24 protein-coding genes are annotated in these 23,548 nt (G+C 40.9%); 18 read left to right on the top strand and 6 right to left on the bottom strand.

The genetic code is table 11. The annotated features are described in order from the left end of the window. Positions 1-279 precede the first annotated feature (279 nt). The 5 genes from glmU to pth all read left to right on the top strand — a co-directional run bounded on the left by glmU (position 280) and on the right by pth (position 4,886). On the top strand, positions 280-1,641 hold the full coding sequence (gene glmU, locus BMZ99_RS07795; protein ID WP_090934924.1) for a bifunctional UDP-N-acetylglucosamine diphosphorylase/glucosamine-1-phosphate N-acetyltransferase GlmU: 1,362 nt from the start codon (positions 280-282) through the stop codon (positions 1,639-1,641). A gap of 114 nt (positions 1,642-1,755) precedes the next feature. Beyond that, positions 1,756-2,703, top strand: a complete 948-nt coding sequence (locus BMZ99_RS07790; RefSeq protein ID WP_090934921.1) for a ribose-phosphate diphosphokinase — start codon at positions 1,756-1,758, stop codon at positions 2,701-2,703. Between the two features lie 140 nt (positions 2,704-2,843). After that, a complete protein-coding gene (locus tag BMZ99_RS07785) occupies positions 2,844-3,512 on the top strand; it encodes a GNAT family N-acetyltransferase (RefSeq protein WP_090934918.1) in 669 nt (222 codons plus the stop codon). Then, a complete protein-coding gene (locus tag BMZ99_RS07780) occupies positions 3,505-4,332 on the top strand; it encodes a polysaccharide deacetylase family protein (protein ID WP_090934916.1) in 828 nt (275 codons plus the stop codon). The genes BMZ99_RS07785 and BMZ99_RS07780 overlap by 8 nt, the downstream gene beginning before the upstream one ends. Then, positions 4,329-4,886: an aminoacyl-tRNA hydrolase gene (gene pth, locus BMZ99_RS07775; protein ID WP_090934914.1), complete on the top strand. Its 558-nt coding sequence runs from the start codon at positions 4,329-4,331 to the stop codon at positions 4,884-4,886. Before BMZ99_RS07780 ends, pth begins: the two co-directional genes overlap by 4 nt. 139 nt (positions 4,887-5,025) lie before the next feature. On the opposite strand, the gene BMZ99_RS07770 is transcribed toward pth, so the two are convergent. From BMZ99_RS07770 to BMZ99_RS07750, 5 genes are all read right to left on the bottom strand, one after another. Further along, positions 5,026-5,454, bottom strand: a complete 429-nt coding sequence (locus tag BMZ99_RS07770; protein WP_090934911.1) for a universal stress protein — start codon at positions 5,452-5,454, stop codon at positions 5,026-5,028. A gap of 159 nt (positions 5,455-5,613) precedes the next feature. Next, positions 5,614-6,978, bottom strand: coding sequence for a PTS fructose transporter subunit IIC (locus BMZ99_RS07765; protein WP_090934909.1), 1,365 nt, complete (start codon positions 6,976-6,978; stop codon positions 5,614-5,616). Positions 6,979-7,078: 100 nt separating this feature from the next. Continuing rightward, entirely contained in the window at positions 7,079-7,525 is a 447-nt protein-coding gene (locus tag BMZ99_RS07760; protein WP_090934906.1) for a PTS sugar transporter subunit IIA, read from the bottom strand. A 6-nt stretch (positions 7,526-7,531) separates the two neighbouring features. Next, the gene (pfkB, locus tag BMZ99_RS07755) at positions 7,532-8,479 is read right to left on the bottom strand and encodes a 1-phosphofructokinase (protein ID WP_090934903.1); all 948 of its coding nucleotides are present in this window, start codon (positions 8,477-8,479) and stop codon (positions 7,532-7,534) included. Further along, positions 8,472-9,263, bottom strand: coding sequence for a DeoR/GlpR family DNA-binding transcription regulator (locus BMZ99_RS07750; protein ID WP_090934900.1), 792 nt, complete (start codon positions 9,261-9,263; stop codon positions 8,472-8,474). The genes pfkB and BMZ99_RS07750 overlap by 8 nt, the downstream gene beginning before the upstream one ends. Before the next feature lie 373 nt (positions 9,264-9,636). Between BMZ99_RS07750 and rpmE the strand changes: the two genes are divergently transcribed. The 10 genes from rpmE (at position 9,637) to glyA (ending at position 17,519) form a co-directional block, all read left to right on the top strand. Continuing rightward, the gene (gene rpmE / locus BMZ99_RS07745) at positions 9,637-9,840 is read left to right on the top strand and encodes a 50S ribosomal protein L31 (protein WP_007958807.1); all 204 of its coding nucleotides are present in this window, start codon (positions 9,637-9,639) and stop codon (positions 9,838-9,840) included. Between the two features lie 106 nt (positions 9,841-9,946). Then, entirely contained in the window at positions 9,947-10,813 is an 867-nt protein-coding gene (locus BMZ99_RS07740; RefSeq protein ID WP_090934897.1) for a DUF1385 domain-containing protein, read from the top strand. Between the two features lie 123 nt (positions 10,814-10,936). Continuing rightward, on the top strand, positions 10,937-12,004 hold the full coding sequence (prfA, locus tag BMZ99_RS07735) for a peptide chain release factor 1 (RefSeq protein WP_090934894.1): 1,068 nt from the start codon (positions 10,937-10,939) through the stop codon (positions 12,002-12,004). Between the two features lies 1 nt (position 12,005). Then, the gene (gene prmC / locus BMZ99_RS07730) at positions 12,006-12,872 is read left to right on the top strand and encodes a peptide chain release factor N(5)-glutamine methyltransferase (protein WP_090934891.1); all 867 of its coding nucleotides are present in this window, start codon (positions 12,006-12,008) and stop codon (positions 12,870-12,872) included. Positions 12,873-12,952: 80 nt separating this feature from the next. Further along, positions 12,953-14,002: an L-threonylcarbamoyladenylate synthase gene (locus BMZ99_RS07725; RefSeq protein ID WP_090934888.1), complete on the top strand. Its 1,050-nt coding sequence runs from the start codon at positions 12,953-12,955 to the stop codon at positions 14,000-14,002. A 51-nt stretch (positions 14,003-14,053) separates the two neighbouring features. Beyond that, positions 14,054-14,653, top strand: coding sequence for a manganese efflux pump MntP (locus BMZ99_RS07720; RefSeq protein WP_090934886.1), 600 nt, complete (start codon positions 14,054-14,056; stop codon positions 14,651-14,653). 58 nt (positions 14,654-14,711) lie between these two features. Then, complete coding sequence (locus tag BMZ99_RS07715) at positions 14,712-15,182, top strand: low molecular weight protein arginine phosphatase (protein ID WP_090934883.1); 471 nt, start codon at positions 14,712-14,714, stop codon at positions 15,180-15,182. Positions 15,183-15,256: 74 nt separating this feature from the next. Then, entirely contained in the window at positions 15,257-15,694 is a 438-nt protein-coding gene (gene rpiB, locus BMZ99_RS07710; protein ID WP_090934880.1) for a ribose 5-phosphate isomerase B, read from the top strand. A gap of 21 nt (positions 15,695-15,715) precedes the next feature. Continuing rightward, positions 15,716-16,264: a TIGR01440 family protein gene (locus BMZ99_RS07705; protein WP_090934877.1), complete on the top strand. Its 549-nt coding sequence runs from the start codon at positions 15,716-15,718 to the stop codon at positions 16,262-16,264. Between the two features lie 19 nt (positions 16,265-16,283). Beyond that, the gene (glyA, locus tag BMZ99_RS07700; protein ID WP_090934874.1) at positions 16,284-17,519 is read left to right on the top strand and encodes a serine hydroxymethyltransferase; all 1,236 of its coding nucleotides are present in this window, start codon (positions 16,284-16,286) and stop codon (positions 17,517-17,519) included. Positions 17,520-17,687: 168 nt separating this feature from the next. Here glyA and BMZ99_RS07695 read toward each other — a convergent pair whose 3' ends face one another. Further along, positions 17,688-18,554: a MurR/RpiR family transcriptional regulator gene (locus tag BMZ99_RS07695; protein ID WP_090934872.1), complete on the bottom strand. Its 867-nt coding sequence runs from the start codon at positions 18,552-18,554 to the stop codon at positions 17,688-17,690. Positions 18,555-19,343: 789 nt separating this feature from the next. Here BMZ99_RS07695 and BMZ99_RS07690 point away from each other — a divergent pair. The 3 genes from BMZ99_RS07690 to BMZ99_RS07680 all read left to right on the top strand — a co-directional run bounded on the left by BMZ99_RS07690 (position 19,344) and on the right by BMZ99_RS07680 (position 23,547). Then, complete coding sequence (locus tag BMZ99_RS07690; protein WP_090934869.1) at positions 19,344-20,678, top strand: GntP family permease; 1,335 nt, start codon at positions 19,344-19,346, stop codon at positions 20,676-20,678. Between the two features lie 157 nt (positions 20,679-20,835). Next, a complete protein-coding gene (locus BMZ99_RS07685) occupies positions 20,836-21,930 on the top strand; it encodes a zinc-dependent dehydrogenase (RefSeq protein WP_090934866.1) in 1,095 nt (364 codons plus the stop codon). Positions 21,931-22,032: 102 nt separating this feature from the next. Continuing rightward, positions 22,033-23,547: an FGGY-family carbohydrate kinase gene (locus BMZ99_RS07680; protein ID WP_090934863.1), complete on the top strand. Its 1,515-nt coding sequence runs from the start codon at positions 22,033-22,035 to the stop codon at positions 23,545-23,547. Position 23,548: the final 1 nt, after the last annotated feature.

Genomic DNA, 23,548 nt, shown 5'->3' with positions numbered 1-23,548 from the left:
TCCAACTAAATTTGAGGTTAGGTTGGGGAGATAAACAAAATATAACTTTGTCAAGATACTAGAATATTCATTATTATTAAACTTTATTATTTTAGGCAGGAATGTTGAAATTGATGTCGAAAATTAAAGAAGTTTGGGGGAATGGATACAAAATTCATTACTCAATAACTAGGTAAAGTTCGGATAAGTTCGGCGACGACTGGTGGTGGCGTTAAAACTCCATCGCTAATCAAGTCTTCTTTAGGAAGGATCGAGTTTGGATGGAATGGAGGAAGGTTAATGTCTGATTTACTAGCGGTGATTTTAGCGGCAGGCAAAGGTACACGAATGAAGTCAACCTTGCCCAAGGTGTTACATCAGATTGGTGGGAAGCCAATGGTGCAGCATGTGCTGGATGCAGCTCATATGGCTGGAGCTAAAGAAAAAGTTGTGATAGTTGGCTTTGGAGCAGAATGTGTTGAAGCAACGTTAGGAAAGCAAGCTGAGTTTGTTGTACAAAAAGAACAATTAGGAACAGGCCATGCTGTTATGCAGGCCAAGGATTTTTTGAAAGAATTTGATGGGACGGTTATGGTGTTGTGTGGCGATACACCTTTGCTAAAAGGAGAAACGCTGGAAAAACTTTTTGCAGAGCATAAAGCTGCTAAAGCATCGGCTACGGTGTTAACAGCTCATATGAACAATCCGACAGGCTATGGACGTGTGGTTCGAGATGCCAGTGGACAAGTTTTGAAAATTGTAGAACAAAAAGATGCCAATAGCAGGGAACTTGCTGTTAATGAAATTAATACTGGAATTTACTGTTTCGAACGTGCTGCTTTGTTTGATGCATTGCAGAATATCAATTGCGACAATATGCAGGGTGAATATTACTTAACAGATGTAATTGGAATCTTAGCAACGACTCATGCCAAAGTGTGGGCTGTGAGCGTAGAAGATTATCAGGAAACACTTGGAATTAATTCTCGTATGCAATTAGCAGAAGCAGAAAAAATCTTCAGAAGACGAAAGTTAAATGAACTAATGGATCATGGTGTTACCATCATGGACATTGATAGTACCTTTATTGACCAGGAAGTTTCTATTGGTGCTGATACTGTGATTTATCCTTTTACATGGATTGAAGGAACTACGGCGATAGGCGAAAAGTGTCAGATTGGACCGAATAGCCGTATTCAAAATAGCAAGATTGGCGATCGCGCTACCTTGCATTTTACCTATGCCCATGATTGCGAAGTCGGTGATGATGCGGTAGTAGGGCCTTATGTTCACTTGCGGCCCAAGACAGTGCTATCACAAGGTGTTAAAATTGGCAATTTTGTCGAAGTAAAAAATTCGCAAGTAGGGGTAGGGAGTAAAATTCCCCATTTAAGCTATATTGGCGATACGGATATGGGAGCTAAGGTTAATATTGGCTCAGGCACCATAACGGTAAATTATGATGGCAAGAATAAGAATCGTACTACGATTGAGGATGGAGCCTTTATTGGTTGTAATACCAATCTGGTAGCACCTGTAACGGTAGGGAAGGGTGCTTATGTGGCTGCGGGTTCAACAATTACTAAAAATGTTCCAGCAGATGCTTTGGGTGTGGCCAGATCTCGGCAAAGCAACATTGAAGGTTGGGTAACAAAAAAATAGAGCTGCTCTTTATGGAAAATAGGTAGTATTAGAGAAGTGATATTAGCTCTCTAATGCGTTTATAATAGATATTATTCTGTGACAAAAAGCATAATCAGGAGGTAACGTTTTACAATGGAAGATATGAAGAGATTGCGGATTTTTTCCGGTAATGCCAATCCAGGGTTGGCCAAGGAAATTGCTGACCATTTGGGTCTTACTATGGGGAATGCTTTTGTGGGGCATTTTAACAACGGAGAGACGCAAGTCATCATTGATGAGAGTGTGCGCGGTAAAGATGTATTTATTGTGCAACCTACTTGTAATCCTGTGAATGACAGCATGATGGAACTTTTAATTATGGTAGATGCTGCTAAACGGGCTTCTGCGCGTACAGTTACGGCGGTAATTCCTTATTATGCTTACGCGAGACAAGATCGCAAAACTAGGGGACGTGAACCTATTTCTGCAAAACTCATTGCAGATTTATTAACGACCGCTGGCGTGAATCGTGTTTTGACAGTGGACTTGCATGCAGGGCAGATTCAGGGATTCTTTGATATTCCTGTAGATCATATGCCTGGCGTACCTTTATTAGCTGACTACGTCCGCTCTAAGAATTTAGATGATTTGATTGTTGTATCGCCGGATTTAGGTGGCGTTACACGTGCAAGACAATTAGCGGATCGATTGCATGCACCGATCGCAATTATTGAAAAGCGCCGTCCTATGCCTGGTGTGGCAGAAGTTATGAATTTGATAGGTAATGTAGAAGGAAGGACAGCTGTTATGATTGATGATATTGTAGATACGGCTGGATCTTTGACTGAGGGTGCCAATGCATTAGTGAAATTTGGTGCAAAGGAAGTCTATGCCTGTTGTACACATGGTGTTTTAAGTGATCCTGCTGTAGCTCGCATTGAAGCATCCACGATTAAAGAACTTGTAATTACCAATACAATTCCGCTGCCTTTAGAAAAAGAAAATGCAAAAATAAAGGTATTATCAATCGCACCTCTTCTGGGAGAGGCCATTCTTAGGATTTTTGGTGAACTTCCAGTAAGTAGAATGTTTGACGAATAATCTATATCGCAATGCAAAACAGGGCGCATCATGCGTCCTGCTTTTTGCTATACTAGAACTATTTAAGTAAGATCTTTCCACCCACCGTTCTTATATTTTTTCTCTATCTATCTTATGATATAATTCCAGTGAGGTTGGTGATGATAATGAAAGAGCAGGCAGCAAATGGAGAGATACACATAGAACGAGCTAAGGACGATGATATATCATCTATTGCAGCTTTGTTTACCGCAAGCTTTGATGAGAGTGTCCGGCATCATTGCGGAGGAAAACTGCCAAAACCGCAGGCTATGCAGGATGTATTTGCATTAGTATACCAAGCAGAGCCTCAGGCTGCTTTAGTGGCTCGCACCTTATCAGGAAAGGTGGTTGGTTACTGTTTTGCCCCCACGCAACTATCGAAATTATGGTTCAGGGCATTATATCGAGGACATCTGCTATTATGGGCGTGGCGCTGGCTAACAGGGCAGTACGGTTTCGGCTTGCACCCTGTGAAGGTGATTGTGATGAATAAAATAGCCTTTCTTTCTTCGGCTGTTACTTCTGTGAAAAGGGCCAATGCTCGTATTTTATCCATTGCTGTAGCGCAGGAAGCCCGAGGTCAAGGGGTGGCTGGTAAACTGTTAGATAAATCAATTGAATATTTCTCAGAAATGAAAGCAGCCCTTGTGCGTTTGGAAGTACGACCAAATAATTTTGCAGCCCTTTCATTATATAAAAAGAAGAACTTTACACCTGCGGGATATACAGAAGATTCTCAGGGTAAGTGGTTGATTATGTTGAAGGAAATGGAGCGTCATCATGTTTGATTTAAAAATACGCTTAATTAATATGCTTGGACTACTGACCATCGTTGTAATTGTCGGTTTGGTGCTAGATTATCGTAATGTCTTAAAGAAGCCTATGCGAATGGGAATGAGCTTAGCTGTACTGGGGATTACTGCTGGTATTTTTTTAACTTTGAGTGCTGTACTGCCAGAAAATGATGTATTTGGCAGAGTGTTTTCCAATACTAAAACTACGCAGAAAGTCGTAGCTCTTACTTTTGATGATGGTCCATATCCCCCGTATACAGAACAAGTGCTGGATGTACTAAAAGAATATAATGTTCCTGCTACTTTTTTTGTTGTTGGGAAAAATGTTGAAAAATATCCTGAATTAGTGAAACGTATTGCTGATGAAGGACACCAGCTGGGAAACCATACTTATCATCACATTGACTTATTAAAAGCAAATCGCAAGGTAATTGCTGAAGAAATCGATAACACAAATCAGGCGATACTAGCAGCTGCGGGAATAAAACCGCGTCTTATGAGACCGCCGCATGGCTTTCGTGATCCCGTAGTTATGGAGATGATGGCAGAGCGTAACTTGAAGGTTGTAGAGTGGTCTGTTATGAGTCGGGATTGGACCAATCCAGGGGTAGATGTTATTGTGGAACGTACTGTAAAAGGAGTGAAGAATGGTTCCATTATTCTTCTGCATGATGGGGACGGCATAACATCTCAGGATTCGCGCATGCAGAGTGTAGAAGCTGCACGGCGTATTATCCAAATTCTGTCGAAGCAGGGATATACCTTTGTAACTGTAGATGAAATCTTGGAAAAAACGGAGGACGTGAAAGGGTGAAAATTGTAGTAGGTCTTGGCAATCCAGGGCAACAATATAGTGCAACTCGTCATAATATAGGTTTTATGGTTATTGATGAATTAGCTAAGCGCTTCGGTATTGATAGGTGGCGAAATCAGAAAGAGGCATTGGTTGCTGATTATAAAGGAAATGACACCATATTACTGGTTAAGCCTCAGACATATATGAATTTGAGTGGAGTAGCTGTGGGACAGCTGGCTCGCTGGTATAAGGTTGCCGTAGAAGATATTATTATTATTTTTGATGATATGGATTTACCTACAGGTCGCTTACGCTTACGAATGAAGGGTGGTTCAGGGGGGCATCGGGGCATCGAGTCTTTATTAGAGCATTTAAGCAACGATTTATTTGCCCGAGTTCGTGTGGGCATTGGCCGTCCTCCTGCAGGATGGCAGGTAGTTGATTATGTTTTGAGTTCGTTTACTGCGGAAGAGCAGCCTTTATTAAAAGAAGCAATTGAAAAGGCTGCTGATGCAACGGAGAGTATCCTAGAGCAAGGCATGAATAAAGCTATGAATTTGCATAATAAGTGAAAAAATAGAAGAATTTACGAACCACAAAGGGCACAATGCCGCTGCTGCGGCATTGTGTCCTTTGTGGTTCGATTCATTTTTTACTTGGCTCTGTCATTGCTTCGCTCACACTCGTAATGACAAACGCGATAGCTATTTCTTATTTAACGACTAATACCGGTATTTTGGAGTAGGTTACCAATTTGTGGGCGACGCTGCCTAATAGTAAGGCACCAAACCCGCCGTGTCCCCGGGTGCCGCAAATGATGATATCTGCATTTATTTTTTGAGCATATTTGATAATCGAATCTGCGGGATTCCCTTCCAAGGTAACTACTTTAGCTGATAAATTATGTTCAGCGTACCGAGTTTTAGCTGAATCTGTTAAGGTTTCAATGTGAGCACGACGAGATCTTTCCAGTGCTGTTACATTCGAAGCGGTTTCAATTGCTACATTAGCCATTGACTCAAAAATAGTGGTGATATGAGTTTGCGCTGCATTTTCTTTAGCGAATTCAATCGTCCACTGTAATGCCTTGTTGCTGCCAGCAGAACCGTCAAAGGCTAAGACTATGTTTTTGATAGACATAGCAATACCTCCCTTATCTTAATACTTAAGAGTTCTTCATGAAAAAAGGAAATCCTTTGCACTTTATACATGTATTCCTAGAATTGAGAAATTTTAAATAAGCAAAAATGACTGGATTAGAAATCAATTTCTAATCCAGTCATTTACATTTTACTATTATTATTTAACAGGACTCTTCTTAAAAAGGATAATTAGCAGAGCCGTAAGAATCGTTCCAATCGCAATGGTAGTGACGTACATTCCAAGATTACTGACGGCATTTGGAATTAAGAGGACAAAAATTCCGCCATGAGGTGCGCGCAATGTACAATTAAACAGCATTGATAATGCGCCTGTAATAGCAGAACCTGCGACAAGAGCGGGAATAACTCGTAAGGGGTCTGCTGCGGCAAAGGGAATGGCGCCTTCCGTAATAAATGATATACCCATGACAGAGGCTGCTTTGCCGGCTTCTTGTTCCTCTGTCGTAAACTTGTTTTTGGCCAAAACAGTAGCTAAGGCCAAACCTAACGGAGGTGTCATGCCAGCAGCCATAATGGCGGCCATTGGTTCAAATACGCTGCTGCTCAATAAAGCCACGCCAAATGCATAAGCGGCTTTATTGATAGGGCCACCCATATCAAAGGCCATCATTCCACCGAGGATAAGACCCAAAAAGCCTGCATTGGCAGAAGTCATACCTTTTAATGTTTGCGTCATGAGATCCATAATAGCCTTGACAGGTGTGCCAATAACATAAACCATTAAAAGTCCGACTAGCAGAGTAGAGAAGAACGGAATAATAAGTACAGGTTTTAAACCTTCTAAAGCTTTAGGAAGTCTTACGGAATTTCGGATCCATAAGGCAATATAACCAGCACAAAAACCGGCAATAATACCACCTAGAAATCCAGAACCGATTTGGGCCGCCAGCATGCCGCCGACAAGACCAGGAACCAAACCAGGACGGTCGGCGATGGAGTGGGCGATAAAACCTGCTAATAATGGTACCATGAGGGCAAAAGCAGCGCCACCGCCAATGTCCATTAAAGCTGCAGCTAATGTCCCCTTTTCTTTAAAAGCCTCAATGCCGAAGATAAAAGATAAAGCAATAATTAAACCTCCGGCGGATACAAGAGGAATCATATAAGAAACGCCTGTCATAAGATGCTTGTATAGACCATTTTGTGTAGCTTTCTCAGGTCCTTTGGATGATATAATTTTTTCATCTTGGTTGCTTAATTTCTTTGCGTTCATTGCATTTTCAATGAGACCTTTCGGATTCTTAATAGCTTCTTGTACAGGGGCGCTAATAATAGGTAATCCGGCGAACTGTTCTTTGTCAACTTGAGTATCTGCTGCAATAATAAGTGCATGAGCTTCTTTGATATCTTGTGGAGTGATTTCGTTTTCTACACCGACTGAGCCTCTTGTTTCTACTTTGATTTCAATTCCCATGGCTTTGGCCGTCATTTGTAAGGATTCAGCCGCCATGTAGGTATGGGCAATACCTGTTGGGCAAGATGTAATGGCTAATAATTTCATGATACAATCCTCCTTTATTTATATAGTAAACAAAATAATGAATATAAAACAAAACCGTTCTGCTGGAAGTACTTTACATTAAGCCAGCTTCTTATAAGATCTAGTCGTTAAAGGCCGCTAGTATTTCTTCATAAGTGGTGGCGGACAATAGGCGGTCTCTGATTTCCTGATGCATGAGCTTTCGAGATATATAGGATAATACTTTGAGATGTACATCATTTGATTCAGCAGGTACGGCAATTAGGAAAAAAATATGAGCTAGGCTTCCATCGAGTGCCTCATAATCAATCCCAGCTTTTGAAATTCCTAATGTTAAGGATGCTTCTTTAACACTGCTGTCTTTAGCATGGGGAATTGCAATCCCCATACCGATTCCGGTAGAAAATTCTTTCTCACGGGCAAGCACAGCTTCTTTATATTTGTCTTTATTTAAAAGCTTACCGTCTTGATTCAAAACATCAATGAGTTCATTGATCACCTCCAATTTGTTGCTGGACATTAAATGGAATTTTACTCTGGAAGCGGATAACAATTCTTGTATGTTCATAGTCCGTTACCTCCACTCTTCTATTTGTATTTTATCGATCAGTTTTGTTACATCTGATAATGAGGCTGCCTGGGTACCGGGCAATATTACGGATGCACTGGCAGCGGCAGATGCTAAGCGAATGCTGTCGGCCAAACATAAGCAGCGTGCTTGCCCTACGCTAAAGCCGGCAACAAAAGCATCGCCCGCTCCTACGGTGCTGCTGACAGGAACCGTGGGGGCTTTGGCTCTTAGAATTTGTTGGCAATCGCCAACTAACGAACCTTTTTCTCCGAGGGAAATTGCGACTTGAGAGATTCCCAGTCGAAGCAGGTGTTTTACGGCCTCTAGTATGTCTTTATCAGATTCCATCGGTGCTTGCATAAGCTGGCTTAATTCGGGTAGATTTGGTTTGACTGCAAAAGGCTTTGCGGCAATTCCTGCAGATAGGGCTGGACCGCTGGTATCTAATATAACGTTGCAATCGTATTGATGCAGCGTTTCTATGAATGTTGCATAGATATCAGCAGGGACATTTAATGGCAGGCTGCCGGAAAGTACAAACCATTTATGATTGACAGCCAGCTGACACAAAATGTCTTGAAGATTTTTTAAGTCTGCTATGGTTGGGATCATGCCGGGAAAGTTCAATTCGCTCACGACGTCCGTTGCAGTATCCACGATTTTAATATTTTCGCGATTCTCCCCGGCTGTTTCTACGAAGCAGTCAGTGATGTTTTTTTCTTTAAAATAGTCTTTAAATAGATAAGCATTTTTCTTTCCGAGAAATCCCGTTACGACTGCAGGATTTCCAAGGGCAGATATAACCTTGGCCACATTAATACCTTTGCCGCCAGGGTCTGTACGCTCCGTATCCACTCGGTTTACTTTTCCTAATGTAAAGTTAGGCAGATGCAAAGTTCGATCAAGGGCTGGATTTAAGGTGACGGTTACGATGGGAAGCGTACTAATCAAGGGCGTTCACCTCCTTTGTTAAATTGGCACTTTCGGGGATGATGACCTGAGTATAATTTCGTAAACTTTCTAAAGTATCTTTATGAATGCTGCTATCGGTGATGATTGCAGATAATTCATCTACATTACAGATTTTAGAAAATGTTCTTTTTTCAAACTTGGAATGATCTGCTACCAATATGATAGATTGACCAGCAGCAATCATCGCTCTTTTGGTTTCTGCTTCTGCAAGATGTTTGGTTGTCACTCCCAAAGTGCAGTCGATGCCATTGGCGGCGAGAAACACCTTGTCAAAGGAAAAGAGCTTGAGCATAGAATTGGTAAGCGGACCAATAAGAGAATTAATAGACTTTCGCCAAGTACCACCTAATAAAAGGACTTCGATATCCGCCTCTTCAGCAAAAACAGAGGCCACATCCATGCTGTTTGTTGCAACTGTTAATCGCTTTCCGCATAATGCTCGAGCAATTTCTCGAGTGGTTGTACCAGCATCTAACAAGATCGTTTCACCATCTTGTACCAAGTCGGCAGCGAGATTTGCAATAGCCCTTTTTTCTTCCAAAAAATATACTTCCCTGTCATGAAAGCTAAGCTCTGACCCTAATTGAGAGGATACAGCACCGCCATGGGTTCGCTGGACAAACCCTGAGTTTTCAAGTTCTTGTAAGTCACGGCGTATGGTAGCTTCTGATACGGCGAATAATGAGCTAAGATCAATTACTTTAACAGGTTGCCTAGATTGGATCATTTTTATAATTTTATTGCGTCTTTCTTCGGCAAACATATACGCACCTCTCAAAATAAACTGTATTTTCAGTAATGTTCAATTTATTTCATTATAAAAGTAATATCGCAAAAAGTCAATCATAAATAAACTGAAACGATCATAAACGAATAACGCCCTGTAAATTTATGAATAAATAAAGTAGTTAATAAAAAGCTATTGAAACGCGAAGACACGAAAAATGCAAAGGGCAGAGGGAAACCAAAATGTATTTTTTTAATCTTATAACGTTTTTTCTAAACGAGCCGATAGTTAGAAATGGTTTGGTAAATATTTAAAGTAATTAACAGAAAAACGATGTTGCTTAGCAGAAACTGGTGTGCTATAATGATGTGGTAAAAGCTACAAGGTGCTTTAAAGTGAGGTGCAATAAATGAAAGATAAAATTCATCCAAATTATGGTGAATCAAAAGTAATGTGTGGTTGTGGCAACACTTTTGTAACTGGTTCTATCAAAAAAGAACTACGTATCGATGTTTGCTCAAAATGCCATCCGTTCTTTACTGGTCAGCAACGTAATATCACTGCTGGTGGACGTATTGAGAAATTCAATAAACGTTACGGTCAACAGGCCTAAAAACGGAGTAGCAGAGCAGAAATGCTCTGCTACATTTATATCCGTCATCTGCATAGAAACAACGTATAAGGATGAGCCTATAGTAAAAATATAAGGAGGGGATACTATGAAACCGAAAGTTAGTATTGGTGGGCAAGCGGTCATTGAAGGTGTAATGATGCGTGGACCTGGTATAATCGCTACTGCGGTCAGAGAACCATCAGGTGAAATTATTGTAAAACAGGAAGCTTTTACACCTGTTAGTGATCGGTATCCCATTTTGAAAAAGCCGATGCTGCGTGGTGTTGTTGCATTGATTGAATCATTGGTGCAGGGTCTCAAGGCTTTATCTTTTTCAGCTCAGGCAGCCGGAGATGAAGGGGATGAATTGTCAAATAAGGAAATTGCCGTAACCATGATGTTTTCTTTGGGATTGGCCATTGTTTTATTTGTAATTATTCCAACGTATGCAGCCAAATATATTCATAGTGCGATAACCGATCCTCGTTTATTAAATCTGATGGAAGGTGTGCTGCGTTTAGCCATCTTTTTAGTGTATATAATTGGGATATCCAGAATGAAGGATATTCGCCGAGTATTTGAATATCATGGTGCAGAACATAAGACGATCCACGCCTATGAGGCGGGAGTACCATTGGATGTGGAGCATGTCCGAACCTATACAACGCTACATCCTCGTTGCGGTACGAATTTCTTATTTATCGTAATGATTGTAAGCATTGTGATGTTCGCTTTTTTAGGTTGGCCTGATTTATGGATTCGGATTGTATCTCGAATTATATTGATGCCGCTTGTGGCAGGTCTTGCCTATGAGATTATTCGTTTTGCAGGAAAGAGTGAGGCTGCCTGGGTAGGGATTGCTATTATGCCAGGCTTGTTGTTGCAGAAATTGACAACGAGAGAACCCAGTGATGATCAACTGGAAGTTGCGATAAAAGCATTGGAAGCAGCCAGGCCAGTGGAAGAATTATAAATAAAATCACTGCATAGGCGCAAAGGGAGCACGAGATATCTTGCGTCCCTTTGTGTTCCTTGCTTAGGAAAGTTCCTTTAGGAACTAGTCGATACATAAATAAAGTTTTAGAGGAGAATGACCATGCTGGATAAATTGCAGGCCATTGAAGATAGACAACTTGAATTGGAGAACTTAATTAGTGATCCTTCCGTTATTGCTAATATGACGGAATGGCAAAAACATACGAAGGCCCATTCGAAATTGCTCCCTATTGTTGCTAAATTTCGGGAGTATAAAGAGGTGCAGCAAGGTATTACTGATACTCTTGAAATGTTAAATGATAAGCTGGATAATGATTTTCGTCAAATGGTTACAGCCGAATTGACGGACTTAAAAGCCAAGAATGAAGTGCTTAGTGAAGAATTGCGAATCTTATTATTGCCGAAAGATCCAAATGATGAAAAGAGTGTAATCGTAGAAATCCGTGGAGGTGCTGGCGGTGATGAGGCTGCTTTATTTGCAGGAGATTTATTTCGCATGTATACACGATACGCTGAAAATCAAGGCTGGCGTACGGAGATATTGGATGCAAATGCACCTGATTTGGGCGGCTTTAAAGAAGTTATCTTTACGATTGATGGTGATGGCGCTTATAGCCGTTTGAAGTTTGAAAGTGGTGTTCATCGTGTACAACGTGTTCCTACCACGGAGTCGGGCGGACGAATTCATACTTCTACGGTAACAGTTGCTGTGTTGCCGGAAGCGGAAGAAGTAGATGTCGTAATTAATCAAAATGATTTACGAATTGATACTTACTGTGCTAGTGGTGCTGGCGGTCAGCATGTTAATAAAACAGAATCTGCAGTACGAATTGTGCATTTACCCACCGGTATTGTTGTACAGTGCCAAGATGAAAAATCACAGATGAAAAATAAAGATAAAGCTATGCGGGTGCTGCGGGCTAAGGTGCTAGAAATGGCAGAAGAAGAACATAGGGCTGAGCTGGCTGAGACCCGGAAAAGTCAAGTGGGAACAGGAGACCGTAGTGAGCGCATTCGTACCTATAATTTCCCTCAAGGCAGGGTTACGGATCATCGTATTGGACTAACTCTGCACAAACTTGATTTTGTCTTAAATGGTGATATTGATGAAATCATTAATGCTTTGATAGCGACAGATCAAAGTCAACGCATGCAGCAAGGTGAATAAGATGGCAGATAAGAAAGAAGTTTGGACTGTACAGGCAATTTTAAACTGGACTCGGCAGTACTTTTTGGATAAAGGTGTGGAAAATCCACGTCTTGATGCGGAAGTACTGCTTTCCCATATTCTTAAAAAGGAAAGGCTGTATTTATATGTGCACTTTGATCAGCCTTTAGAGGATAAAGAGCTAGCGGCTTTTCGCATTGCTGTGAAGCAAAGGGCTGCTCGTCTACCCGTTGCCTATATTATCGGAAGCAAGGAATTTATGGGGCTAGATTTTGAAGTTACGCCTGCAGTGCTGATTCCTAGACCGGATACGGAAATTTTAGTGGAGGCTGCGATAAAACGTCTTGCTCGAGTGGACGAACCTTGTATTTTAGACCTCGGAACAGGCAGTGGCGCCGTTTGTATTAGCTTGCTGAAAAATTTACCAACAGCGAGAGGGATCACCGTTGACATTTCTTCAGAGGCTCTGATTGTAGCGAAAAGAAATGCTGCCAAGCATCAGATTGAGCAGCGATTGACTTTTTATGAGGGTAATTTATTTGTTCCGGTAAAAAGTGAAAAATTTAAAGCGATTTTATCAAATCCACCTTATATTCCTAGCGGTGATATTGCAGGGCTTACGCCAGAAGTACGGCAAGAGCCTAATTTGGCTTTAGCAGGCGGTGAAGATGGATTAGATTTTTATCGCCGCATTATACAAGAAGGCAAGGAGTATTTAACGGATAATGGTTTCATTGCTATGGAGGTTGGCATAGGCCAAGCTCGACTAGTTGCTGATTTGGCCGAAAAAACAGGGTATTATAAGGTTAGTGATATAATAAAGGACTATGGTGGAATTGAGAGGGTAGTGGTATTGGAAGGATTGTAAGGAACAATGAACTGTAGTTGGGTTATGTATTAGCATTAGGGCTTTTCTTATTTAAACGTTTCATAAAGGTAGGGTTTATTATGCATACTGAATGTTTTGTAGTGGATAAAGAGCATCCGGATCAGGGAGTACTAGGGCAAGCGGCAGAGTTCTTAAAACGAGGCAAGCTGGTAGCTTTTCCGACAGAAACCGTTTATGGGTTAGGTGCAAATGGTCTGGATGAAAAGGCAGTAGCCGATATCTATGTAGCGAAGGGAAGACCATCCGATAATCCTTTAATTTTACATATTTCTTGCATAGAAGAACTAAAACGGCTTGTTGCTCATATTCCTAATAATGCGAAAGTTTTGATGAATGCGTATTGGCCAGGTCCTCTTACTCTTGTATTGCGAAGGTCTGCTATTGTGCCCGATATTGTTACTGGAGGGTTAGAGACGGTAGGAATTCGTTTGCCTGATTCTGTTGTTGCTCGCGAATTAATCGCTTTGGCGGGTACGCCCATTGCTGCGCCTAGTGCTAACATTTCAGGAAGGCCTAGTCCGACTAGTGCTCAAGCTGTGTTAGTTGATTTGGAGGGCAAAATTGATGCTGTAGTCGATGCTGGTAATTGTGAGATTGGAGTCGAATCAACGGTAGTCGATTGTACAACGCCAGTGCCCACCCTATTAAGGCCGGGAGGAATTACGCTGGAGATGTTAATGGAGACATTAGGAGAAGTGGAGATGGATCCGATTTTAAGCGGGAGCTTTGAGCTTGCTCCGCGTTCGCCAGGGATGAAGTATACTCATTATGCTCCTGATGCACCAATGGTATTAGTGGAAGGTGAATATCCTCAAGTGCTAGAGCTGATCTTAAAGGAAGTTTCGGCAGCATTGGCAGAAGGGAAAAGGGTAGGTGCTTTAGTTTCTCTCCAGACAGCTGATAAGTTACCTAGTGGCACCATACCTTTTGTGTATGGTATGCGGGAGAATGTAGAGGAGATAGCTGCTAATTTGTATTCGGCTCTGCGTAGTTATGATGACCATTCTGTAGATGTGATCTTTGCGGAGGGGATTTCCGAAGACGGATTAGGATTAGCAGTTATGAACCGCTTGCGAAAGGCTAGCGGTTATCGAATTATTAAAGGGTAACATATACACTATATCCCTCACATATATTATATAAAATGGAGGTGGGGGCTGGTGACAAGTTTAGAATTATTGATGCTGAGTGCAGCCTTGGGTACCGATTTGTTCTCAGTATCGGTGCCGATTGGTATGAATCCTATGAGACGTAAAATCATTTTTCGTGCAGCAGTGGTCTTTGCTTTATTTCATATTGTTCTCATATTGACAGGTTATTATATTGGTAATTTTCTGGGATCGGTGGTAGAACGATTTGGTAGTTATCATAGTGAATATCCTCTGTTGGTTATGGAAAATTGGGCCAGTATTTTAGGAGCATTGGTTTTAAGTGGTTTGGGCATATATATGATTAGAGAAAATCTTTTTGCTGCTGAAATAAATCAGAATAAAGCGCATCCCTTACAAGGTATTTCCTTATTGATGCTCGCAGCTAGCGTAAGTATTGATGCTTTGGCTGCAGGGTTTAGCATGGGCATGATGGATGTTGATTTGGTCAGATTAAGTTTTATTTTAGGAAGTGTTATCTTTTTAATTGCCTTGTTTGGACTGAGTTTAGGCCGTAAAGTAGGGCATTGTATAGGTGGTAAGGCGGAATGTATCGGAGGAATTGTACTTATGTTATTAGGAATGCACATTCTATGGACGATGCTGCATTGATAATAAAATTACTTGGTTAGGTATCAACTATATAACAGAAAGGCAGTTGGAGATTGAAATGCTGCAGATATTAATTATTTGTACGGGCAATACTTGCCGGAGCCCTATGGCTGAGGTTTTGTTGAAAAACAAAATAGAAAAACACAACGTAGCGGGGCAGATTGCTGTGGCGTCTGCTGGTATCGCTGCGTGGAATGCAGGACAAGCATCAAAAGGTGCTCAATGTGTTATGAAACAGCGGGGGATTGATATCTTAAGTCACCGTTCTCGCCGGCTGTCAAGAGAAGATATCGTAAAAGCAGATTTGCTGCTGGCCATGACCGCCAGTCATAAAGAAGCTGTGCTTTCCATCATGCCTGATGCATGGAATAAGGTGTTTACTTTGGCGGAGTTTGCCGGTGAAAAGAAAGATATTTCGGATCCTTACGGTGGAAATATTGCTATTTATGAGGCTTGCGCTGTGGAAATAGAGAAGATTCTGGACAAGTCTTGGGGGAGAATTTTAGAACTTGCAGGAAAAATGAGTTAAATATAGAAAAAATGACAAATAGAGTATATGTCAGAGGGCATACTCTATTTATAAAAAAATCTGGAGGTTTATATATGTTGGTAGCGATTGGTAGCGATCATGGCGGTTTTTTGTTGAAAGAAGAAATTAAAAAATTATTGGCAGAAGAGAATATTGCATTCGAAGATTTTGGAACTCATTCCATAGAATCCGTTGATTATCCTGATATTGCCCAAAAAGTAGGGGAAGCTGTAGCTGCTGGTCAATATACTAGAGGTATTTTAATTTGTGGTACAGGCATTGGCATCAGCATTGCGGCAAATAAAATAAAAGGAATTCGTGCTGCGCTTTGTCATGACGTATTTTCAGCTAGAATGACTCGAGAACACAATGATTCAAATATATTAGCAATGGGAGAAAGAGTTATCGGTGCAGGATTGGCACGTATGATTGTTTCGACTTGGCTTGCAACGGATTTTGTTGGTGGTCGGCATGGTGACAGAGTAGCTAAAATTTCTCAGTTAGAATCATAATGATCCTTAGGGGGAAAACACATGAGCAGCGAAATAGAGGAAATACGAAGCCAGACGATGGAAGCCGCTTTAGAATTGCTGCAGATAGCAGGGGCTGTCTCTGGACAGCTTATGATCGTTGGCTGCAGTACTAGCGAGGTGATGGGAGCTCGTATTGGTTCAGCAGGCTCTTCCGATATAGCTCAAGCTATTTTAAGCGGTCTGATGACTGTTTGTGAAAAATTTGACGTGTATTTAGCAGTACAATGCTGTGAACATTTAAATAGGGCCTTAGTAGTACAGGGGCAAGCTGCTGAAAAATATCGGTTAGAGCCTGTAATGGTGATGCCTGTTCCAAAAGCGGGAGGCGCATTAGCCGCTATGGCTATGAACTCTTTTGACTGTCCTGTGGTAGTAGAGCACATTCAGGCTCATGTTGGTTTAGATATTGGCAATACTTTGATTGGCATGCACTTAAAAGCAGTAGCTGTACCAGTGCGTTTACAGCAAAAGAATATTGGAAAAGCATTTTTGACCGCAGCTCTTACTCGTCCAAAGCTGATTGGAGGTCCGCGGTCAGTCTATAAATAAGAATATGGGGGAAGTAAAAATGAGTGTACTTGCTAATTTTGATCCGGAAATTGCTAAGGCAATTCAAATGGAAGGTCAGCGTCAGGAAAATAAGCTTGAGTTGATTGCATCTGAGAATTTTGTTAGTAAAGCAGTTATGGAAGCTCAAGGATCCGTCCTGACAAATAAATATGCAGAGGGGTATCCGGGTAAGCGTTATTATGGCGGCTGCGAGCATGTAGATGTGGTTGAACAGTTGGCGATTGACAGAGTGAAAGAACTTTTCGGTGTAGAACATGCAAATGTGCAGCCTCACTCCGGTGCCCAAGCTAATACGGCAGTATATTTTGCATTTCTGCAGCCAGGTGACACCATTTTGGGTATGAACCTAGCGCATGGTGGACATTTAACTCATGGCAGTCCTGTGAACATTTCTGGAAAATGGTTCAATATTGTACCTTATGGTGTGGATGCGCATACTCACTTAATCAATTATGATGAGGTAGCAGAGCTTGCGGCAAAACATCGCCCCAAAATGATTGTGGCTGGTGCCAGTGCTTATTCTCGGACGATTGATTTTGAACGTATCGGCAAGATTGCTCGTGAAGTCGGAGCTATGTTAATGGTAGATATGGCTCATATTGCTGGCTTGGTTGCGGCAGGGCTGCATCCTTCTCCTGTAGGACATGCTGATATTATTACGACAACAACGCATAAAACCTTACGCGGACCTCGCGGCGGAGTGATTATGTGCCGTAGTGAATTGGCCGCTAAAGTGGATAAAGCGATATTTCCTGGTATTCAGGGCGGACCTTTGATGCATGTTATTGCAGCAAAAGCTGTTGCTTTTAAAGAGGCTTTATCGGATGAGTTTAAAGTATACCAACAACAGATTGTTAAAAATGCAGCAGCATTAGCAGAAGGGCTAAAAAAAGCAGGATTTACACTGGTTTCAGGTGGTACGGATAATCATTTATTATTAGTGGACTTGCGTCCCCAGAATATGACCGGCAAAGAAGCCGAGAAAATGCTAGATGAAGTAGGCGTTACTGTAAATAAGAACGCGATTCCTTATGACCCTGCCAGTCCTTTTATTACAAGTGGTATTCGAATTGGTACAGCAGCACTGACGACTCGCGGGATGAAAGAGGCTGACATGGAAATTGTAGCTGCTATTATTGGCATGGTGCTGAATCATCCTACAGATGATGCTGTGAAAGCAAAAGCAGTGGAGCTAATCGGCGGACTGTGCAAGAAACATCCCTTGTATGTTTAAAATGGACAACTGGGGGAAAGCTTTGCAGGGGTATTTTCGATTTTGAAAATAATACAAACCATTTAATCAATTATATAATATTGCTAAAAAAATGAACCACAAAGGTATCTTTGTGGTTCATTTTTTTATTTAGACTTATACGTTTTAAAGGACATACCCGCACTTATTTCATAAGCGAGTTTTAGCAATGGATTGACGAATCTTTTGCATATTTTGTGTAATTCGATCGGGTTGTCTTAACATGGCTCCAACATAAAGCACATCAATAATTGCTAAATGAATTAAACGTGAGGACATTGCCTCGGATCGATAATTCACTTCTTTTGCCATACCGTTTAACGTAATATTTGATATTTGGCTAAGAGGAGATCGAATATGGCTTGTGATACCGATTATTGTTGCGCCGTTTTCTTTTGCGATTTTTACAGATTCTAGAACACTTTGATTAGAACCAGTGTGAGATATGGCCATTACGACATCGCCGGGATGCAAGAGTGAGGCGGAAATTGCTTGCATATCTTGGTCTGCATAAGCTCTGACAGAAATACCAAAACGTGAAAAGCGATGTTCTACATCAGCAGCAATCGGTGCGGACCCACCTGTGCCATAGACGTCAATACGGCGAGCGGCTAAAATAGCAGTGATTGCATTAGACATAGATTCAGCATGAATAATTTTTAAGGTGTCGTGTAATGCTTCGTTAATATTTTGAAAGACTTTACTGGCGACTTCGTCGATGGGATCATCTGCATTGACTTCATTGTACACCGATTCAAAGGGTTCGTATAAGTCGCTTGCTAAGGCTATTTTAAGACTTTGAAAACCTGGAAATCCTAACTTGTTTTTGCAAAAGCGTGAAATCGTAGCTTCAGCGCTCCCTGTAATTTCAGCTAATTCGGTGATTGTCATATGAATGACTTCTGATGGATTAGAAATGATATATTCTGCTAGTTTGCGCTCTGTTTTCGTTAATGATTGAAACATATTATGTATGAGTGCTAAGCACACATTGGGTTTAGGTTCTCGTATCGTCATATTTATTCTCCTTATGAACTCGTACTTTGTACAGAAATACTATATCAATCAAGACTTTTCCAACCGGAATTTTTTTGTAAAAGAGGTAAATACATAAAATGTAAGAACGACCATTGACAATGTAAGTATAACAAATGACAGGGAAGAATAACAAGAATTCTTTAAGAGAAAAAGAAAATAATATCAAAAAACATAATGGATTATGAAAAAAACAATTGATTTCAAAGATTGCTAAAAGTACAAAACAGTAAAGGAGGAGATTTTTTAGATTATACATATGAAACTTGAAATGAAAATAATTTTACAGAATAGAAATAAAATTAAAGAAATATACATAAATATGAATGATGATAGTTAAAAAACATTGTTAGAAAAAGAATTCCTTAAGAAAAAGGCTAATCATAGAAAGGTTTTGCATTCATCAATACAGCTAAAACTTCAACATGATAAAACTGGAAAATAAAATGAAAATAATTATGAATTATATAAAAATATTGAAAATTTGATTTAAAGTGGTTGATTTTATTTTTTATAAAATATATAATACATATGAAAATAATTTTGAAAATACAACGAACATTGAAAATAATTTGCGAAAACTAATTAAATAAGTCTGATTCGCTGTTTTCGTAGATAGGCATAAATTGATCTTGTTTTCAAAGTGAGGGGAAGAGAGAACGAAAGGTGGTGGAAAGGCGTTAAATAACAGAATTTTCTTTGTTTAGGACAACAAGGATGAGGTTAGTCCCACGCGGGGAAGAAATCTAGGATAAAAGAGGAGGAATATTAATGTTAATCGGAGTTGCTATTGCAGCTGTTCTTTTGCTCTTGGTTATGATTACTTATTTTAAAATTAATCCTTTTGTAACCTTAATGATTGTGTCGGTATTCTTAGGAGTGGCAGCGGGGATGCCTTTTGATAAAGTCCTTGCCTCCATTCAAGCAGGATTAGGCAATACCCTTGGTTTTATTGCAATTGTTTTAGGACTTGGCACTATGTTAGGAAAAATGCTAGAAGAATCTGGTGGAGCAGAGCGAATTGCCAAAACCTTAATTAATTTGTTTGGATTGAAAAAAGTTCACTGGGCAATGATGATTGTTGCTTTTATTGTTGGAATTCCTGTTTTTTTTCAGGTCGGTGTTGTACTTTTAATTCCTCTTGTATTTACGATTGCAAAGGAAACAGGAATTTCTTTGCTGAAAGTGGGCCTTCCTTTAGTTGCGGGGCTGTCCATCGTTCATGGTTTGGTTCCCCCTCACCCTGCAGCGATGGCAGCTGTAGATATATTTAAAGCTGATGTAGGTAAAACAATATTATATAGTCTTATTGTTGGTCTGCCTGCGGCAGCTCTTGCTGGTCCCTTATTTGCCAGTTTTATTTCAAAACGCATGCGAGTGGTTGGGGTACCTGAAGGTTTTGCTGACCAGATTAAAGCAGGTCGGGAGGATCATGAAATGCCGGGATTCGGCATTACAGTTTTTACGATATTATTGCCTGTTATATTAATGCTGTTTGCAACAATTGCTGATTTGACAATGGATCGTACGTCTCAGATGTTTGCGATTTTGAAATTCATCGGCAGCCCATTTATGGCCCTCTTAATTGCATTATTGTTTGCTTTTTATAGCTTTGGCTTTAATCGTAATTTTAACTTGACCCAAATTGGTAGATTCTGCGATCAATCGCTGCCAGCTATGGCCAGTATTTTAATGGTTATCGGCGGTGGCGGCGCATTTAATAAAGTATTATTAGATAGTGGTATTGGTAATGAAATCGCTAAGATGGCTTCCACGATGGGGTTAAGCCCGATTATGTTAGCGTGGACGATTGCAGCTATGATTCGTATCGCTACGGGTTCTTCTACCGTTTCGATGATGACTGCAGCTGGCATCGTAGCACCTCTTGTTGCAAATTCCACAGGAGTATCCAAAGAAATTATCGTGCTGGCTGTGGGATCGGGAGCGCTGGTTCTTTCTCATGTGAATGATGCCGGGTTTTGGATTGTAAAGGAATATTTCGGTATGTCCGTTACTGAAACATTAAAAACGTGGACCGTTTTGGAGACGATTCTTTCAGTATCTTCATTGGGATTTATATTGCTTCTATCTAAGGTAGTCTCATAGAACATAAAGGTGTATGGACGTCCAGGTGTACATTAACTACAGCTGGACGTCCAACTATAGAAATAGATTCAATTATTATTAAATGTGCATAAAAGAGTAATTTCGGTTCGATTTTAGCAACTGTTGATTATTCTTATAAGACAAAGGAGGAAGTAGTATGAAAGCAGCGATATATCAAGGCATTGGAAAAATGACAGTTGAGGAGATTGAAACACCTCAGGTTCAGCCAGGAACTGTTTTGATTAAAGTAAAGGCTTGTGCAATTTGCGGTGGGGATTTAAGAACCTTTCGTCATGGCCATGCGGCGATTAAGCCACCGATTGTTTTAGGACACGAAATAGCAGGAGAAATTGTAGAAGTAGCATCCGATGTTACTGCATATTCGGTAGGTGATCGGGTTATCGTTGCACCGGGTATAGGGTGCGGAACGTGCTCTTATTGCTCTTCTGGCTGGCAGAATATGTGTTATACCCGTAAAACCATAGCTCATCACTATAATGGGGGCTTTGCTGAATATGTACTTGTTCCAGCTGGCGGTGTCCGGGTTGGTAATATGAATCGTATTCCCAATGAGGTTACCTATTTGGAAGCATCTCTTGCGGAGCCTCTGGCTTGCGTACTGAATGCACAAGAAGTAATGAATATTGGTTTAGGTGATTCAGTGGCAGTGATCGGAGCAGGGCCAATCGGCATTATGCATGCTGAGGCGGCTAGAGCAAGAGGAGCAGGCAAGGTCTTCTTGATTAACCGGAGCTCTAGACGTTTGGAGGAAGCAAAATCATTCGGTTTCGATGGATATATTGACCTTAGTGTCCAAGATGGAGCGAAAGCTGTAATGGAGCTGACGGGTGGATTGGGAGCAAATGTAGTGATTGTAACGGCAGGTACACCAGAAGCTCAAGTTTTAGGTATTAATATGGCTAGTAAAATGGGTAAAGTTTGTCTGTTTGCAGGATTGCCTAAAGATCAGCCTGAGATTACAATCGATGCTAATTATGTGCATTATCGGCAAATTGCTATTTATGGTGCATTTTCTTCAGCACCTCGGCATAATGCATTAGCCCTAGAGTTGATTCGTAGCGGTAAGGTATCAGCTAAGAAAATTTTGACTCATTTGGTGTCGTTGGATGAAATAGGCCAAGGGATGGATCTGGTTACCAAAAGGGCAGGACTGCGTGTGTCGGTGGCTCCATTTCTGGATGAATTAAAGGATGAGCTCAATGAACATTCGGAGATCGTAGTTATAAAATAACAGCGTGTCCAAAGAAGCTGGAATAAATCTTTTTGTTCTTATGATTTCATAAACATTTACTTCGACCTATGTACAAATGAATAGAAGCAGGAGGGGAAGGAATTGGCTTGTTTAATCGGCATCGACATAGGAACTACGAATTGTAAAGCTGCCGCCTATACAGAAGATGGCATGTTTAAAGCAGTGGCTAGTCGTCCAACTGTGACTCACTATTTAGAAAATAATTGGGCTGAATTTGATCCTGGGCAAATTTGGGATGCAGTACAAGATATATTACGAGATATTACCAGACAATTGGGTGGAGAAAAGATTGATGGCATCGCAGTGGCTAGTATGGGAGCTGCTGGTGTTCTTCTGAATGAGAACGACGAATGGATTCATCGTTCCATTGCATGGTTTGATACTCGAACGGAAGGAATTGCTGCCGACTGGCGCGAGGATTTTGGCAGTGAAGAAGTATTCAGTATTAGTGGTTTTGTACCGAATCCGATGGCGGGTATTACCAAAATTCAATGGATTCGAAAGCAAAAGCCCGAGTTGTTTAAAGGTGTTAAGCGGTGGGTTTCTATGCAGGATTACATTGTGTATCGGCTTACCGGCGAGGCGGTAGTGGATTTATCGATCGCTTGTCGGACAATGGCAGTTGATCTAAAAGAGCGCTGCTGGTCTGAAAAGATTTTGAATCACGCACAAATTCCTCAAGAAATATGCTCCACCATAAAACGATCGGGAGAATTGGCGGGAACTGTAACAAGCCATTCAGCTGGATTAACAGGTATTGAAGCGGGAACTCCTGTTTTTGCTGGTGGAATGGACTATGTATGTGGTGCCTTTGCTTGTGGTTTGACGCAAAGCGGCCAAGTGCTGAGTGCTATAGGAACAAGTGAACAGATTCTAATGGTCGTTGATGAACCGACCAATGATATTAAACACATTGATACGAACTTTACTTGTGTAAATTATGTTGTGGATGATAAGTACTATATCGCAGGGCAAGTGATTTCGTCAGGTGTAATCTTAGATTGGTTTCGTACCGAAATGACTAAGGAGGATTTGACTACCTTACTTGAAGAGGCTGAAAAGTCTCCAATGGGGGCTAAGGGAGCGCTATTAATGCCTCATTTTCGCGGGAAATATGCACCTGGCGCTGATCCTTTATCCAAAGGAGCATTCATTGGATTGACTACTTCTCATACAAGAGGTGATTTGGCAAGAGCGATCATAGAAGGACTCTGCTATGAATCTACAACAATTGTAGAAGGAATACAAAAGATTGTAGGGCGTGAGATTGAGACTGTGAATGTAGTAGGGGGAGCAACAAAGTCACCTTTTTGGATGCAGATTAAAGCAAATATCTTAGGGAAACCTGTAGTTTGTTTAAATGTTCCGGAGGCTGTTACACTTGGTGCAGCGATGCTGGCGGGACTTGGTGCAGGAATATATAAAGACCCTGAAGATGCTGTGCGGCAGACGAGACGCGATGATACAGTGTATCTTCCAGATCCAGTAAGGCATAAAGCATATCGTGCTATGTTTGAAAATGTATATCAAAACATTTATCCTGCGCTTCAAGAAATACATCATAAAATCGATGCGCTAATTAAGAAGGAGGAGTAAT

Origin of the sequence: Pelosinus propionicus DSM 13327 (assembly GCF_900114615.1) — a bacterium.
GTDB lineage: Bacteria > Bacillota > Negativicutes > DSM-13327 > DSM-13327 > Pelosinus > Pelosinus propionicus.
Note: the sequence above shows the minus strand (reverse complement) of the source record. Positions and strands in the feature narration are given on the sequence as shown.